This is a genomic window from Methylobacterium sp. E-012 (assembly GCF_057836545.1).
The window spans coordinates 5,537,817-5,553,537 of record NZ_JBYQEY010000001.1 but is presented as its reverse complement, the minus strand read 5'-3'; the positions used below and the strand labels follow the sequence as shown (position 1 = coordinate 5,553,537).

Annotated in this window: 11 protein-coding genes; 5 read left to right on the top strand and 6 right to left on the bottom strand. The window is 69.4% G+C overall.

Features of this window, described 5'->3' with window-relative positions:
* Positions 1 to 2: 2 nt before the first annotated feature.
* The 3 genes from AC3IF1_RS26610 to coxB all read right to left on the bottom strand — a co-directional run bounded on the left by AC3IF1_RS26610 (position 3) and on the right by coxB (position 3,673).
* Positions 3 to 953 (bottom strand): heme o synthase, encoded by a 951-nt coding sequence (locus tag AC3IF1_RS26610; RefSeq protein ID WP_489220030.1) that lies wholly within the window; start codon positions 951 to 953, stop codon positions 3 to 5.
* Between the two features lie 201 nt (positions 954 to 1,154).
* Positions 1,155 to 2,783: a cytochrome c oxidase subunit I gene (ctaD, locus tag AC3IF1_RS26605; RefSeq protein ID WP_243965008.1), complete on the bottom strand. Its 1,629-nt coding sequence runs from the start codon at positions 2,781 to 2,783 to the stop codon at positions 1,155 to 1,157.
* A 50-nt stretch (positions 2,784 to 2,833) separates the two neighbouring features.
* The gene (coxB, locus tag AC3IF1_RS26600) at positions 2,834 to 3,673 is read right to left on the bottom strand and encodes a cytochrome c oxidase subunit II (protein WP_489220029.1); all 840 of its coding nucleotides are present in this window, start codon (positions 3,671 to 3,673) and stop codon (positions 2,834 to 2,836) included.
* A gap of 247 nt (positions 3,674 to 3,920) precedes the next feature.
* On the opposite strand from coxB, the gene fdhD reads away from it, so the two are divergent.
* Positions 3,921 to 4,760 (top strand): formate dehydrogenase accessory sulfurtransferase FdhD, encoded by an 840-nt coding sequence (fdhD, locus tag AC3IF1_RS26595; RefSeq protein ID WP_489220028.1) that lies wholly within the window; start codon positions 3,921 to 3,923, stop codon positions 4,758 to 4,760.
* Positions 4,761 to 4,764: 4 nt separating this feature from the next.
* Here fdhD and AC3IF1_RS26590 read toward each other — a convergent pair whose 3' ends face one another.
* Positions 4,765 to 5,607: a hypothetical protein gene (locus AC3IF1_RS26590; protein WP_489220480.1), complete on the bottom strand. Its 843-nt coding sequence runs from the start codon at positions 5,605 to 5,607 to the stop codon at positions 4,765 to 4,767.
* Positions 5,608 to 6,162: 555 nt separating this feature from the next.
* Here AC3IF1_RS26590 and gltB point away from each other — a divergent pair.
* The 4 genes from gltB to AC3IF1_RS26570 all read left to right on the top strand — a co-directional run bounded on the left by gltB (position 6,163) and on the right by AC3IF1_RS26570 (position 12,941).
* Positions 6,163 to 10,878: a glutamate synthase large subunit gene (gltB, locus tag AC3IF1_RS26585; RefSeq protein WP_489220027.1), complete on the top strand. Its 4,716-nt coding sequence runs from the start codon at positions 6,163 to 6,165 to the stop codon at positions 10,876 to 10,878.
* 24 nt (positions 10,879 to 10,902) lie between these two features.
* Entirely contained in the window at positions 10,903 to 11,190 is a 288-nt protein-coding gene (locus AC3IF1_RS26580) for a BrnT family toxin (RefSeq protein ID WP_489220026.1), read from the top strand.
* A complete protein-coding gene (locus AC3IF1_RS26575) occupies positions 11,135 to 11,425 on the top strand; it encodes a hypothetical protein (protein ID WP_489220025.1) in 291 nt (96 codons plus the stop codon). Before AC3IF1_RS26580 ends, AC3IF1_RS26575 begins: the two co-directional genes overlap by 56 nt.
* 82 nt (positions 11,426 to 11,507) lie before the next feature.
* Complete coding sequence (locus tag AC3IF1_RS26570) at positions 11,508 to 12,941, top strand: glutamate synthase subunit beta (protein WP_243965017.1); 1,434 nt, start codon at positions 11,508 to 11,510, stop codon at positions 12,939 to 12,941.
* A gap of 53 nt (positions 12,942 to 12,994) precedes the next feature.
* Here the strand turns inward: AC3IF1_RS26570 and AC3IF1_RS26565 are convergent, their stop codons facing one another.
* Together AC3IF1_RS26565 and AC3IF1_RS26560 are read right to left on the bottom strand one after the other, a co-directional pair.
* Positions 12,995 to 14,428 carry an SGNH/GDSL hydrolase family protein gene (locus AC3IF1_RS26565; RefSeq protein ID WP_489220024.1) on the bottom strand — a complete coding sequence of 478 codons (1,434 nt, stop codon included), beginning with the start codon at positions 14,426 to 14,428 and terminating at the stop codon, positions 12,995 to 12,997.
* Positions 14,429 to 14,513: 85 nt separating this feature from the next.
* Positions 14,514 to 15,719 carry a lytic murein transglycosylase gene (locus tag AC3IF1_RS26560; protein WP_489220023.1) on the bottom strand — a complete coding sequence of 402 codons (1,206 nt, stop codon included), beginning with the start codon at positions 15,717 to 15,719 and terminating at the stop codon, positions 14,514 to 14,516.
* Positions 15,720 to 15,721: the final 2 nt, after the last annotated feature.

Genomic DNA, 15,721 nt, shown 5'->3' with positions numbered 1-15,721 from the left:
GCTCAGCCCAGGACCGGGTAGAACAGGTGGAAGCTCTGCTCCGCCAGAAGTGCCGAGAACAGCGCGAACAGGTACAGGATCGAGAAGCCGAACATGCCCAGGGCGGCACGCTTCTCGGCCTCGCCTGTGGTGTTGCGCAGGACGCGGATGCTGAAGGCGATCATGCCGAGGCCGCCCACGACCCCGATCACCCCGTAGATCAGCCCGCCGAAGCCCAGTGCCACCGGGGCCAGCCCCAGGGGTGCCAGCACCAGCGAGTACCACACGATCTGCCGGCGGGTTGAGGCCGGGCCGGCGACGTTCGGCATCATCGGGATGCCGGCGCGGGCGTATTCCTCGGCCTTGATCAGGGCCAGCGCCCAGAAATGCGGCGGGGTCCAAATGAAGATGATGGCGAACAGGACCAGGGATTCGATCCCCACCGAGCCGGTGACCACCGCCTGCCCGATCACCGGTGGCAGGGCGCCCGCCGCGCCGCCGATGACGATGTTCTGGGCGGTCGCCCGCTTCAGCCACATCGAGTAGATCACCGCGTAGAACACGATGGTGAAGGCCAGGAGCCCGGCGGCCAGGACGTTCGCCGCGAGGCCGAGCACCAGGACCGAGGCCACCGAGAGGAACAGCCCGAAGCCCAAGGCCTCCTCGGAGGAGATCCGGCCCGCCGGGATCGGCCGCGTGGCGGTGCGGCTCATGACGGCGTCGATATCGGCGTCCCACCACATGTTCAGGCACCCGGAGGCGCCCGCACCCACCGCGATGGCGAGGAGCGAGATCGCGCCGATCGCCGGCTGCACGTGGCCCTGCGAGACGACCATGCCGACCAGCGCGGTGAAGATGACGAGAATCATCACCCGCGGCTTGAGCAGGGCGAAATAGTCCGGCACGTCCCCGCCGGCGGCCGAGAGGGCCGGGGCCGGACCGTCCCGTCCGATGGTGTTCGTCAGGCTCGTCATCGCGTCTGCTGCTGCTGTGTCGGTGCCCGGCCGCGCGCGTCACGGCCGGGTCGAAATTGGAGATCGACGTGTTCCAAGGTTGGGCGCGAGCGGTGCCCTCGGCCCCTGCGATTCGCCCTCAGCGCTCGCCCTTGCCGGGAGGTCGGCGACCGGCCCCCGGGGAAGGGCGAGGGCCGCGGATGCGGCCCTCGCGGATATCGATCAATGCGCGCCCGGCTCGTCGACGATGCGGGGCAGCGTCTCGAACTGGTGGAACGGGGGCGGGGAGGGCAGCGTCCATTCCAGGGTGGTGGCGCCTTCGCCCCAGGGATTGTCCGCGGCCCGCTCCTTGGAGCGGAAGGCGAGGACCACGCCGATCACGAACACGAACATGCCCAGGCCGAAGATGTGGCCGCCGTAGGTCGAGACCTTGTGCCAGCCCGCGAAGGCGTCCGGGTAGTCGGCGTAACGCCGCGGCATGCCGGCGAGACCGAGGAAGTGCATCGGGAAGAACAGGACGTTCGCGCCGATGAAGGCCAGCCAGAAGTGCAGCTTGCCGGCCCATTCCGGGATGATGCGGCCGGTCATCTTCGGGAACCAGTAATAGACGCCGGCGAAGATGATGAACACTGCGCCAAGCGACAGCACGTAGTGGAAGTGCGCCACGACGTAGTAGGTGTCGTGCAGGTACTTATCGACCGCCGAGTTCGCGAGCACGACGCCGGTCACGCCGCCGACCGTGAACAGGAAGATGAAGCCCACCGCCCAGTGCATGGCCGCGGTGAAGCGGATCGATCCGCCCCACATTGTGGCGATCCACGAGAAGATCTTCACGCCGGTGGGCACCGCGATCACCATCGTGGCGAACACGAAGTAGGACTGCGTCTGCAGCGAGAGGCCGACCGTGTACATGTGGTGGGCCCACACGACGAAGCCGACGACGCCGATCGCCACCATGGCGTAGGCCATCGCGAGGTAGCCGAAGACCGGCTTGCGCGAGAAGGTGGCGATGATGTGCGAGACGATGCCGAAGGCCGGCAGAATCATGATGTAGACTTCGGGGTGACCGAAGAACCAGAACAGGTGCTGGTACAGGATCGGGTCGCCGCCGCCGGCCGGGTCGAAGAAGGTCGTGCCGAAGTTGCGGTCCGTGAGTAGCATCGTGATGGCGCCGGCGAGCACCGGCAGCGACAGCAGCAGCAGGAACGCGGTCACCAACTCGGCCCAGGCGAAGAGCGGCATCTTGTGCAGCGTCATCCCCGGGGCGCGCATGTTCAGGATCGTGGTGATGAAGTTGATCGCCCCCAGGATCGAGCCGGCGCCCGAGAGGTGCAGGGCGAAGATCGCGAAGTCCACGGCCGGGCCGGGATGGCCGGCGGTCGAGAGCGGCGGGTAGACGGTCCAGCCGGTGCCGGCGCCGGAGGCGCCCGGGGCGCCCTCGACGAACAGCGAGCAGAGCAGCGAGCAGAAGCCGGCCACCGTCAGCCAGAAGGAGATGTTGTTCATCCGCGGGAACGCCATGTCGGGCGCGCCGATCATGAGCGGGACGAACCAGTTGCCGAAGCCGCCGATCAGGGCCGGCATCACCATGAAGAACACCATGATGAGGCCGTGGCCAGTGACGAACACGTTGTAGGTCGCGGGGTTCGAGAAATACTGCAGCCCGGGCTGCTCCATCTCCATCCGGATGCCGAAGGAGAGGAACGCGCCGATCATGCCGGCGCAGAAGGCGAACAGCAGATAGAGGGTGCCGATGTCCTTGTGGTTCGTCGACAGGAACCACCGGGCAAAGAACGACGGCTTGTGGTCGTGGACCTCGTGGGCCTCGGCATGGGCTGCGGCTGTAGCCATGGTTTCGGGTGCCTTGTGGATCTGATGGGTTCGGATCGGTCAGCCGGGGCTCAGCGCGCCTCGGCGAGGCTCGTGCCGGTGTCGTTGCGGGCGTACTTGGTCTTGGCCTCCTTCAGCCAGTCGGCATAGGCCTGCTCGCTGACCACACGGACCACGATCGGCATGTAGGCGTGCCGCTGGCCGCACAGCTCGGAGCACTGACCGTGGAAGGTGCCTTCCTTGTCAGCCTTGAACCACATCTGGTTGAGGCGGCCGGGGACCGCGTCGATCTTGAAGCCGAAGGACGGCATCGCCCAGGAATGCAGCACGTCCGCTGCCGTGACCTGGATCTTCACGATCTTGCCGATCGGCACCACCATCTCGTTGTCGGCCTGCAGAAGGCGCGGCTGCTTGTCCTCGTCGATGTTGGCATCAAAGGTGAAGCCGCCGCCGGCCTCGGTCTGCGGATACTCGTAGGACCAGTACCAGGCATGGCCGATGACCTTGACCATCATGTCGGCCTTCGGGTCCGAGAGCTGCGTGCGCAGGAGGCGGAACGAGGGGATCGCCACGGCGACCAGAATCAGCACCGGGACGATCGTCCAGGCGATCTCGATGGCGGTGTTGTGGGTGGTGCGCGAGGGCGTCGGGTTGCGCTTCTCGCCGAAGCGGAAGATGCACCACAGGATCAGCCCGAGCACGAAGACGGAGATCGCCAGCGACAGCCAGTGCAGGCCGATCTCGAAGCTGAGGATGTCCCGGGCGTTCTCGGTGACCGGGATCTGCCGGCTCATCTCCCACGGCACCGGCTGGCCGAAGCCGCCGGCCTGTGCGCCGGTTGACGGGAAGAGCAGGGCGCCGAGAGCGGCGAGGCTCCAGAATGACCGGTTGATCGTCCGCACCGTCCGCATCTGCCTCTCGTGGCTCCCCTGGCTGTCTGGCTCCCGCCGGACCATCGTCCCGATCCCGGGCGGGATTGTTCCGACGTGACGGAGTACCAGTTGTGTCACCCGGCATTATCCGACCGGGGCTTCAGACCACAAGGGCCGTCGAGGTGCAACCGCACAAGCGTCGCATCGCACGCTTTCCGGCCGGTCCGTGCCATTGCCTCCCCGGTGCGGTGACGGATAGCTGTGCGCGACGCCACCGGAGGGCCGCATGTCGAGCGACACCGATCATCGCCCCCCCGGCCTGCCGCCCTGCGCGGTGGACGTGCCCATGCGGGTGGTCGCCTATACGGGGGCCGAGCAACGGTCCGGAACCCGGGCCCTGGCGGTCGAGGCCCCCGTCAATCTGGTCTACGGCAGCGTGCCCCACGCCGTGATGATGGCCACGCCGGCCGATCTCGCGGATTTCGCCTATGGGTTCAGCCTGACCGAGGGGATCATCGAGGATGCCGCGGAAATCCGCGGGACGCGGGTCGAGGCCGGACCGGAGGGGCTGCGGCTGCATGTCGATCTGGCCCCGGGCCGGCTCCGCGAGCACCTCGCCCGCAAGCGTGCGATCAGCGGCCGCACCGGCTGCGGCGTGTGCGGCATCGAGGATCTGGCCGACTTGCCGCGGGCCGCGATGCGGGCGGCGGCGGACCTGCGGGTCCCGTTGCCGGCGATCGCCCGCGCCCTCGCGGGACTCGACGCGGCGCAGACCCTCGGGGCGGAGACGCGGGCGGTCCACGCCGCGGCCTGGGCTGAGCTCGATGGCACCCTCGTCGCCGTGCGCGAGGATGTCGGCCGCCACAATGCCCTCGACAAGCTGATCGGCGCCCTGATGCGCGGGGAGATGCGGGTGGACCGGGGATTCCTGGTGATCACCAGCCGCTGCTCGTTCGAGATGGTCGAGAAGGCCGCCCGTCTCGGGGCGGCCGTGATCGTGGCGATCTCGGCGCCGACCTCCCTGGCGTTGGAACGCGCCCGGGCGCACGGGATCACCCTCTGCGCCATCGCCCGCGCCGACACGGTCACGGTTTTCACCGGCGCGGAGCGGCTCGCCGACACGTAGCGCGCTATTGCGCCGCGGCAGGTTCCTTCTCCGACGGACCCGGGACGATGGTGGCGCCGCCGATCACCCGGACGGGCTTCCGGTCGGTGGGCGGGTCCTTCCAATCCTTGGTCGCGGGCTTGGCCGCCTCGGCGACGGCGCCCTCGGCCGGCGTGACCGGATTGGCCACGGGGGCGGCGGGCCTCACCGGCGGCGCCTTCTCGATCGCCGCCGACTTGGTCTCGGGCGTCTCGCTCTTTACGGTGTCGGCGGGGGCGATCTTCGGGGCCGGCGCCTCGGGCGAGGCGCGATGGATCGCGCGCAACTCGGGCGCCCGCGGCGGTACGGCGCGTGCGACCTTCCGCGGCGGCAGGCTCCGACCGGCACTATCGGGGTTGAGTCCGTCGGGGCCGCCCTCCGGCCGGAGGGCTTCGCCGGACGGCCGGTGCGGGAGCCGCAGGGCCGGGACCTCCCCGGGCGCGCGCGGGATCGGCCGGCGCACGGCCTCCTCCTCGGTCCAGCCGAAGCCGGGGGCGGGGCGTTCCAGGCGCGCATAGGTGTCCGGGGTGCCGAGCCGCTGACGGCCCACGATCCCCCCGCTGGCGGGGTCGACGAACAGCCGCATCGGCGCGCCCGCCGGGCTGACCGCCTCGACCACATAGACGCGGCCGTCGTAGCGCGGCCGGCTCAGTCCGGTGAACCCTTGGTCGGCGAGGCGCCACGCCACGACCCGCGGGGGCATCACCTCTTCCTCGAAGAACTGGGCGCTGGCGTCGTGGCCGAGGCCCAGAAGGGCGCACCCGGACAGGAGCGCGGCGCAGAGCGCCCGGGTTGTGGTCGTCCGCAGGCGTGCCGCCGTCCTGATCATCGTCACTCTTGTGCGTTCCCGTTCTGGAGACCCGGCAGAGTGTCCGGTCCCGGCATGGTCCGGGCCGGTGAACCCGGACCTCGACCATGCCGGCGAGGTCGTTGCCCCGCATGCCGCTTGTGCTCGGCCCGGTGGGTAGAGCGTGCGATTCGGGCGAGATTGCGGAGGCCGGGTCCGGCGCCCGGACCGCACCCCGGAACCCAGCGTCGACGGTCTCTTGCTGAAAGCATTTCAATCTGGCAATTTCGCGACTTAGGACAGCACAACTGTCCCATCGGCCGTGCACCCCGGCCGTCTCCGACTCGCGCGCAGGCGAGACATCCGGCAGACGGATACGGGCGCGCCAGTGCACCGCTCCCCGAGCGGTCAGGGTCCTCGATGAATGCAAGCTGCTGGACGTGTCCCCGTGGACCGGCCGGATGGCCTGCGACATGAGGTCGGAGCGACTGGTGCCGACGGCCTGCGGGCACGAAACATGCTCGCAGCGTCAAGGCGGGTCCGTCTAGGGGCGACGCGTCCACGGACGGGCGAGGCGAGGGAAGGACGAATCGAAGCATGTCGCAACGCAGAGCCGCCGAAGTGCCCGCCGCTTCCCCGGTCGAGGCCACCGCCCCGCGCGGCGGCGCGATGCCGCTCATCGTGCGCGACCCGGCGCTGCCGGCCTCGCAGGGCGCCTACGACCCGGCCAACGAGCACGACGCCTGCGGCGTCGGCTTCATCGCCGACATGCACGACCGCCGCACCCACGCGATCGTCGCGCAGGGTCTGAAGATTCTCGAGAACCTCGACCACCGCGGCGCGGTCGGCGCCGACCCCAAGATGGGCGACGGCTGCGGCATCCTCACGCAGATCCCGCACGGCTTCTTCGCCGAGGAATGCTCGCGTCTCGGCTTCGAGCTGCCGCCGGCGGGCGCCTACGCCATCGGCCAGTTCTTCATGCCCAAGGCCGAGGAGCCCCGGGCGATCATCCAGGAGATCATCGAATCGGTCCTCGCCTCCGAAGGGCTTCCGCTGCTCGGCTGGCGCGATGTGCCGGTCGATCCGGAGGATCTCGGCGTGGCCGTGAAGGCGACCGAGCCGCATCACCGGCAGGTCTTCATCGGCCGCCCGGCCTCGGTGACCGATCAGGACGTGTTCGAACGCCGGGTCTACGTCGCCCGCAAGGTGATCTCCAACCGGGTCTACGGCCTCGACGACCCGCGGGTGAAGGAGTTCTATCCGGTCTCGGTCTCGACCCGGACCATCGTCTACAAGGGCATGGTGCTGGTCACGCAGCTCGGCGGCTACTTCCTCGACCTGAAGGACGAGCGCTTCGTCTCGGCGATCGCGCTAGTGCACCAGCGCTTCGCCACCAACACCTTCCCGACCTGGCGCCTGTCGCACCCGTACCGGATGGTGGCCCATAACGGCGAGATCAACACGCTGCGCGGCAACGTCAACTGGATGGCGGCCCGGCAGGCGAGCGTCGATTCCGACCTGTTCGGCAACGACATCTCGAAGCTCTGGCCGATCTCCTACGAGGGCCAGTCCGACACCGCCTGCTTCGACAACGCCTTGGAGTTCCTGGTGCAGGGCGGCTACCCGCTCGCCCACGCGATGATGATGCTGATCCCGGAGGCCTGGGCCGGCAACCCGCTGATGAGCGAGGAGCGGCGCGCCTTCTACGAGTACCACGCCGCCCTGATGGAGCCCTGGGACGGACCGGCCGCCGTGGCCTTCACGGATGGCCGCCAGATCGGCGCGACCCTCGACCGGAACGGCCTGCGCCCGGCCCGCTACATCGTCACCGACGACGGCCTCGTGGTGCTCGCCTCCGAGATGGGTACCCTGCCGATCCCGGACGAGAAGATCGTCCAGTCCTGGCGGCTCCAGCCGGGCCGAATGCTCCTGATCGACCTCCAGAAGGGCCGGATCGTCTCCGACGAGGAGATCAAGGGCGAGCTCGCGGCCGCGCATCCGTATGCCGACTGGGTCAAGAACACCCAGATCGTGCTGGAGGATCTGCGCCCGGTGCAGCCGCGCGAATCGCGCGGCGACGTCGGCCTGCTCGATCGCCAGCAGGCCTTCGGCTACACGCAGGAAGACCTCAAGCTGCTGATGCAGCCCATGGCGGTCACCGGCCAGGAGGCGGTCGGCTCGATGGGCACGGATACGCCGCTCTCGGCGCTCTCCGAGAAGTCGAAGCTGCTCTACACCTATTTCAAGCAAAATTTCGCGCAGGTGACCAACCCGCCGATCGACCCGATCCGCGAGGAGGCCGTGATGAGCCTCGTCTCGTTCATCGGTCCGCGGCCGAACCTGCTCGACATGGAGGGCGCGTCCCGGCGCAAGCGCCTGGAGGTCCGCCAGCCGATCCTCACCAACGCCGACCTGGAGAAGATCCGCTCGATCGGCCATTTCGAGGACCGGTTCGACACCAAGACCCTCGACACCACCTACCCGGCCGAGATGGGCGCTCAGGCCATGGACGGCGCCCTCGACCGGCTCTGCGACCGGGCCGAGGCGGCGGTGCGGGGCGGCTACAACATCATCGTGCTCACCGACCGGGCGGTCGGGCCGGACCGGATCCCGATCCCGGCCCTGCTGGCCACCGCCTCCGTGCACAATTACCTGATCCGCAAGGGCCTTCGGACCTCTGTCGGGCTCGTGGTCGAGTCCGGCGAGCCGCGCGAGGTGCATCACTTCGCTTGTCTGGCGGGCTACGGCGCCGAAGCGATCAATCCCTATCTCGCCTTCGAGACGCTGCTGGCGATGAAGGACGAATTCCCGCCGGACCTCACCGACGACGAGATCATCTACCGCTACGTCAAGGCGATCGATAAGGGGCTGCTGAAGGTGATGTCCAAGATGGGCATCTCCACCTACCAGTCCTATTGCGGGGCGCAGATCTTCGATGCGGTCGGCCTGAACTCGAAGTTCGTGAGCCGCGACTTCTTCGGGACCGCCACCACCATCGAGGGCGTCGGCATGGCCGAGGTCGCCGAGGAGACGGTGCGCCGGCACCGCGATGCCTTCGGCGACGCCCCGGTCTACCGCAACGCCCTCGATGTCGGCGGCGAGTACGCCTATCGGTTGCGCGGCGAGACCCACACCTGGACGCCCGACACCGTGGCGACGCTCCAGCACGCGGTGCGCCTCAACGTGCCCGCGCGCTATCGCGAGTTCGCGGGTTTGGTGAACCGCCAGGAGAACCAGCTCAAGACCCTGCGCGGCCTGTTCCGCATCAAGGGGGCGGAGGAGATCGGCCGCGCGCCGGTGCCGCTCGACTCGGTCGAGCCGGCCTCCGAGATCGTGAAGCGCTTCGCCACCGGGGCGATGTCCTACGGCTCCATCTCCAAGGAGGCCCACGAGACGCTGGCCATCGCGCTGAACTCCTTCGGCGGCCGGTCGAATTCGGGCGAGGGCGGCGAGGAGGTCGAGCGGTTCAAGCCCCTGCCGGACGGGCGCTCGCGCCGGTCCGCGATCAAGCAGGTCGCCTCGGGCCGCTTCGGCGTCACGACGGAATATCTCGTGAATTCCGACATGATGCAGATCAAGGTCGCGCAGGGCGCCAAGCCCGGCGAGGGCGGCCAGCTGCCCGGCCACAAGGTCGACGCCAAGATCGCCAAGGTCCGCTACGCCACCCCGGGGGTCGGCCTGATCTCGCCGCCGCCGCACCACGACATCTACTCGATCGAGGATCTGGCCCAGCTGATCTTCGACCTGAAGAACGTGAACCCGGCGGCGGACGTCTCGGTGAAGCTCGTCTCCGAGGTCGGCGTCGGCACGGTGGCGGCGGGCGTCGCCAAGGCCCGGGCCGATCACATCACCATCTCGGGCTATGACGGCGGGACCGGCGCGGCGCCGCTGACCTCGCTCAAACACGCGGGCGGTCCCTGGGAGACCGGTCTGGCCGAGACCCAGCAGACCCTGGTGCTCAACGGCCTGCGCGGGCGCGTCGCCCTCCAGGCCGATGGCGGCATCCGGACCGGGCGCGACGTGGTCATCGCGGCCCTGCTCGGCGCCGACCAGATGGGCTTCTCCACGGCTCCGCTGATCGCGGCCGGCTGCATCATGATGCGCAAGTGCCACCTGAACACCTGTCCGGTGGGCGTCGCCACGCAGGATCCGGTGCTGCGCAAGCGCTTCAAGGGCACGCCCGAGCACGTGGTGAACTACTTCTTCTTCGTGGCCGAGGAGGTGCGGGAGATTCTGGCGTCGCTGGGCTTCACCAAGCTGGAGGAGGCGGTCGGCCGCTCGGACGTGCTCGACAAGGTCGCGGCGATCTCCCACTGGAAGGCGCGGGGGCTCGACTTCACCAAGCTGTTCCACCGGCCGAAGGTGGCCGAGGGCACGCCGATCCGGCACGTCGAGCGTCAGCACCACCCGATCGAGACGGTCCTGGACCGGCGCTTGATCGAGCGGGCCCGGCACGCCATCGAGACCGGGGAACCGGTGGTCGTCACCGATACGATCCGCAATTCGGATCGGGCCGCCGGGGCGATGCTGTCCGGTATGGTGGCGAAGGCCCACGGCCATGAGGGCCTGCCCGACGACACCATCGTGGTGAAGCTCTCCGGCACCGCCGGCCAGAGCTTCGGCGCCTGGGTGGCGGCCGGCGTGACCATCGAGCTGACGGGCCACGGCAACGACTATGTCGGCAAGGGCCTGTCGGGCGGCAAGCTGATCATCCGGCCGAGTGACGCGCTCCGCTCTCCGGCGGACCGGACCATCATGGTCGGCAACACCGTGCTGTACGGGGCCATCGCCGGCGAGTGCTACATCCGCGGCTCCGCGGGCGAGCGCTTCGCCGTGCGCAACTCGGGCGCGATCACTGTGGTCGAAGGCATGGGCGACCATGGCTGCGAGTACATGACCGGTGGCGTCGTCGTGTCGATCGGCGAGACCGGGCGCAACTTCGCGGCCGGCATGTCGGGCGGCATCGCCTACGTGCTCGACGAGGACGGTTCGTTCTCGGCCCGCTGCAACCTGTCGATGGTCGATCTGGAGCCTGTCGAGGAGGAGGACGACCTGATGCGCCGCTTCCACCAGGACGGCGACCTTGAGACCAAAGGGCGCGTCGACATCCTGGCGAACATGTCGGGCCACGACGAGGAGCGGTTGAGCCAGCTCATCACCAACCACCTCAAGTACACGGGCAGCCCGCGGGCCAAGCAGATCCTCGACGACTGGGCGCATTTCCGCACGGGGTTCGTCAAGGTGATGCCGGTCGAGTACCGGCGGGCCCTGCGCGAGATGGAGATGGCGCGGATGCCGGTGGCGGCGGAATAGGGAAGGCGAAAATCCCCGGTCCCCATGCGTATCGTCTACGATGTCGAGAAGCGGGCTCGCACGCTGCGTGACCGCGGTCTCGATTTCGAACGGTGTGCAGAGATCTTCACGGGGACCGAGCTGACCCGCCAGGACACGCGGGGTGAGTACGGCGAGTCCCGATGGGTGACGGTCGGCTATATCGATGACCGTCTCGTCGTGACAGTCTGGACGGAACGAGACGGCGATCGGCGGATCATCAGCTTGAGGAAGGCCAATGACCGAGAGAAAGCGCGCTACGGCGCACGGCTCAGATCGGCAGATCTCCCCTGATGAGATCGGTTGGGATCCGGACGACGCTCCCGAGCTGGATGAGCGCTGGTTTGCCGAGGCCGATGTTAGGGTCGGCGGCTCTCTGATCCGCCCCAGCGGTCGCGCGGGGAATACGGAGCGGGTCGACCTTCCGACTGCGCTCATTGAGCCGTTCCGTGCCCGGGGGGCGGACTGGCAGATTCAGATCGAGGTGGCCCTACGGGAATGGCTGGCAGAACATCCTGAACGGGTCTGAGCGGAGTTACGACGAGCGGACATCCGGCTCGTGTGGGTGGTGGTTGGTCCCGTCGCGACACGGGCAGGAAGAGACGAGCACGATGGGCAAGATCACAGGCTTCCTCGAATTCGACCGGCAGGAGCAGAAGTATCAGCTCGCCGCAGACCGCGTGCGGCACTTCCGCGAATTCACCCTGCCGCTCGACGAGCACGACCTGACCAAACAGGCCGCGCGCTGCATGGATTGCGGCATCCCGTTCTGTCATGGTCCGACCGGCTGCCCGGTCCACAACCAGATCCCCGACTGGAACGACCTCGTCTTCCAGTCGGATTGGGAGGAGGCCTCGCGCAACCTCCACTCCACAAACAATTTTCCCGAATTCACCGGCCGCATCTGTCCCGCGCCCTGCGAGGAGGCTTGCACGCTCAACCTCGAGAATCAGCCGGTGGCGATCAAGACGATCGAGCAGGCGATCGCCGACCGCGCCTGGAACATGGGCTGGGTGAAGCCCGAGCCGGCGGAGACCCGCACCGGCAAGCGCGTCGCGGTCGTGGGCTCCGGCCCGGCCGGCTTGGCCGCCGCCCAGCAACTCGCCCGGGTCGGGCACGACGTGCACGTCTTCGAGCGCGAGCCCAAGGCCGGCGGCCTGCTGCGCTACGGCATCCCGGACTTCAAGATGGAGAAGCGCCATATCGACCGGCGCGTGCGCCAGATGGAGGCCGAGGGCGTCGTCTTCCACTACAATCAGAATATCGGCGTGACGAAGCCGGTCGACGAGCTGAAGGCGGAGTTCGACGCGGTGATGTTCTGCGGCGGGGCCGAGGATCCGCGCAATCCGCAGCTGCCGGGCCAGGATCTCGACGGCGTCCACTACGCGATGCCCTATCTGATCCAGTCCAACCGGCGCGTGAGCCAGGAGCCCATGCCCGGTAACGGCGAACCGCCGATCCTCGCCGCCGGCAAGAACGTGGTCGTCATCGGCGGCGGCGACACGGCCTCCGACTGCGTCGGCACAGCGTTCCGGCAGGGCGCCCTGTCGGTGACGCAGCTCGACATCCGCCAGCGGCCGCCGGAGCGGGAGGACAAGCTCACCGTATGGCCCTATTGGCCGACGAAGATGCGGACCTCCTCCAGCCAGGCCGAGGGCGCGGAGCGCGAGTTCCAGGCCGCGACCCTGCGGCTCGAGGGCAACAGGAAGGGTCAGCTCACGGGTGTCGTCTGCGCCCGGGTGGATGCCAAGCGCCAACCCATGCCCGGCTCGGAATTCGTGCTCCCGGCCGACCTCGTCTTCATGGCGATCGGTTTCGCGGGTTCCGTCCAGAGGGGGCTCCTGGAGCAGTCCGGGATCGGCGTGAGCAAGCGCGGCAACGTCGAGGCCAACGAGGAGGATTACCGCACCTCGGACGGGAAGATCTGGGCCGCGGGGGACATGCGCCGGGGCCAGTCCCTGGTGGTCTGGGCGATCCGCGAGGGCCGTCAGGCCGCCCGCGCCATCGATGAGACGCTGATGGGCGCGAGCGTCCTGCCGCGATAGGCGCGATCGGGACCGGCGCCGGCGCGCTCAGGCCGAAGAGGACCGCTCCAGCCTCATCCGGGCGGCCAGCGGAAATCGTCGGCCCGGCCGGGCTGCGGCATCGGGGCGTTCCCACGCAGCAGGGTCCGCTCCACGGTGCCGAGGTTGTCGGCGTCCCGGGGGCGGCCGCTCAGCAGGGTGCCCCCGGGCGAGACCTCCATCCGGCTCAACGGCACGACGGGACCCGCCGCGGGCTTGACCGGAAGGGCCGGCACGCCGGGGGGCTCGGGCAGGCTCGGCAGCATCGCGGTGATCTGCCGGTCGATGGCCGCCGTGTCGGTGGGCTGCCCGGTCCCGTCGAGGCTCGGGCCGGAGACCGAGGGCGCGGCGCTCGGCGCCACGGCGGCGGACGGCTGGTCGGGCTGCGCCGGCGCCGTACCCATGAGGCGCTTGAGTTCGACATCGGCGAAATGTGCCAGCTTCCGGTCGCCGGCCTTGGTGAAGTGGACGCCGTCCGCGGTGCGGAGCTTGGCGATCTGACCCTCCGGATCCGGCCCCGAAACAGCATACCGGTCCCGGTCGTCGACGAAGCCGGGCCAGATGTCGACATAGGTCGCACCGGCCTTGGTGACGCTGTCGCGCACGATGTCGTTCACGGCGGCCAGGTCGCGGCTCAACGCGTCGCTCTGCATCGGCGGAAGCCCGACCCAGATCAGCGGCAGCTTCCGGTCGGCGAACACCTTGACCAGCGCGTCGACACGGGCCCGGTACAGGGTACGCCAGCGGTCCGTCAGGGGATCGGCGGTCTCGTCGCCCTCGCGGATGGGCTGGCGGTCGTTGGCCCCCATCATGACCACGGCGTAGCGGACCTTCGGGTTCGCCTGCAGATAATCCTGCACCGCCTTCGGCCAGTCGACCACGTCCTTGCGCACGAGACCGCTGTCGCCCTTAGCGCGATCGATGACGGCGACGTCGGCATTGTCCTCGAACACGTCGTCGAGGCCCTTGGCGAGGTGGTCGGCGAGGGAATCGCCGAACACCGCGATCTGAACGTGCGGCTCGGTCTTGGCGACGGCGGGCTTCGGCGGCGTCGGGGCCCGGGCTGGGCGCACCCGGTGCTTGATGGCGGGCACCGGCCGCTGCGCTTCGGTGGGGGCGTAGGTGTTGCGCGGGCGCGGAGCCCGATAGGTCCGCTCGGGCGGCGGGGCGACCGGCTGCGGACGGTCCTCCCAGGGCCAGTAGAATTGGCGCGGCGCTTCCTGCGGCGGCGCGTAGCGGGGCTGTTGCCGCCCGTAATTGCCGTCATCCCGGTAATAGGCGTCCCGGGGGCGCCGGCGCGGCGGCGCCTCGTAGTAGGCGCCATTGCCGGGCTGCTGGTACCCGTCGCCCCACTGCGCCAGCGCCTGGGCGCCACCGAGCAGCGGCACGCCGATCAGCCCCAGCGCGCCGGCCAGGGCCAGCTGAACAGGGCGGATCGCGCCACTTCGGTGACCGACTTTCATGCGCATCCTGTCTTCTTCATCGGGAACGACGCCGTCCTTATCACCCGCACTATAGGGCCAAGGCGTTGGCCGGTCTAAACCGTGATCGCGGTCAGGGTCCGGGCACCCCGCGACCCGCGACATGGGCGAGGAGGGCTGTCGTCGCGTATCCGTCGGCCGGCAGGCCCGCGCCGATCTGGTAACGGCGTACCGCCTCGCGCAGCTTGGGCCCGGCGCGGCCGTCCTTGGGCCCGTCATAGTAGCCGGCCGCCGCGAGTCCGGTCTGCAGCGCCCGCAGGCCCGGCCCGTCGAGGCCCGCCGCCGCGGGCCAAGCCGCGGCCAGCGCGGGGCCGCCGCCGAGCCGGTCCGCGAGATGGCCCACCGCCAGAGCGTAGGAATCGGACGTGTTGTAGCCCCGGATCACCTCGAAATTGTCGGTGATCAGGAAGGAGGGTGCGCCCCGGCCCCCGGGCAGGAACAGGCTGGCGCGGCCGCGGGGGGGCAGCGGGTGGCCGTCGGCACGCCGGACGCCCCGCTCGGCGAAGGCGGCGAGGTCGCCGGTGTAGCGTGCCAGATCGAAATCGCCCGGCAACAGCACCTCGTAGCCCCACGAGAGCGCGGGATCCCAGCCGAGATCCTTCAGATAGGCCGCGATGGAGGCCAGCGAATCGGTCGCGCTGGTCCAGATATCCCGCCGGCCGTCGCCGTCGAAATCGACTGCATGCGCCAGATAGGTTGAAGGCAGGAACTGGACTTGGCCCATGGCGCCCGCCCAGCTTCCGCTCATCCGCTCCGGGGTGACGTCGCCCCGTTGCAGGATGATGAGCGCCGCGAGCAACTCGTCGCGGAACAGGCTGCCCCGGTGACCGGCCGCGGCCAGGGTCGCGAGGGCCCGGATGGTCGGGATCCCCCCCGCGCTGGCGCCGAAATCGGATTCGATCCCCCAGATGGCCAGGACCACCGGACCTGGCACCCCGGAGCGGCGCTCAATCGCTGCGAGCGGCCCGGCCAGGGCAGCCGCGCGTGCACTTCCCTTGGCGATCCGGCCGGCCGAGACGGTGCCGACCAGATAGTCCCAGACCGGGCGCACGAACTCGCTCTGGCGGCGGGTCCGGGCCAGGATGCCGGGATCCGGCGCCGTCACACCGCGGAACGCCGCGTCGAAGGTCTCCGCGGCGATGCCCCGGGCCGCGGCATCGGGGCGCAGGCCGTCGATGAAGGACCGGAAGGCACCCTCAGGGCGAGCGTCCGCCCCGGCACGCGTCGTTGCAGCCGCGAGGCCCAGGACGGCCGCGAGCAACCCTCTGCGCGATGGCATCC

Bases quoted from the DNA above. Each gene is read 5' to 3' on its own strand.
- AC3IF1_RS26580 (WP_489220026.1), top strand. From the start codon at position 10,903: ATGCGTATCGTCTACGATGTCGAGAAGCGGGCTCGCACGCTGCGTGAC.
- AC3IF1_RS26560 (WP_489220023.1), bottom strand. From the start codon at position 15,719: ATGCCATCGCGCAGAGGGTTGCTCGCGGCCGTCCTGGGCCTCGCGGCT.
- AC3IF1_RS26565 (WP_489220024.1), bottom strand. From the start codon at position 14,428: ATGCGCATGAAAGTCGGTCACCGAAGTGGCGCGATCCGCCCTGTTCAG.
- gltB (WP_489220027.1), top strand. From the start codon at position 6,163: ATGTCGCAACGCAGAGCCGCCGAAGTGCCCGCCGCTTCCCCGGTCGAG.
- AC3IF1_RS26590 (WP_489220480.1), bottom strand. From the start codon at position 5,607: ATGATCAGGACGGCGGCACGCCTGCGGACGACCACAACCCGGGCGCTC.
- AC3IF1_RS26575 (WP_489220025.1), top strand. From the start codon at position 11,135: ATGACCGAGAGAAAGCGCGCTACGGCGCACGGCTCAGATCGGCAGATC.
- AC3IF1_RS26610 (WP_489220030.1), bottom strand. From the start codon at position 953: ATGACGAGCCTGACGAACACCATCGGACGGGACGGTCCGGCCCCGGCC.
- coxB (WP_489220029.1), bottom strand. From the start codon at position 3,673: ATGCGGACGGTGCGGACGATCAACCGGTCATTCTGGAGCCTCGCCGCT.
- fdhD (WP_489220028.1), top strand. From the start codon at position 3,921: ATGTCGAGCGACACCGATCATCGCCCCCCCGGCCTGCCGCCCTGCGCG.
- ctaD (WP_243965008.1), bottom strand. From the start codon at position 2,783: ATGGCTACAGCCGCAGCCCATGCCGAGGCCCACGAGGTCCACGACCAC.
- AC3IF1_RS26570 (WP_243965017.1), top strand. From the start codon at position 11,508: ATGGGCAAGATCACAGGCTTCCTCGAATTCGACCGGCAGGAGCAGAAG.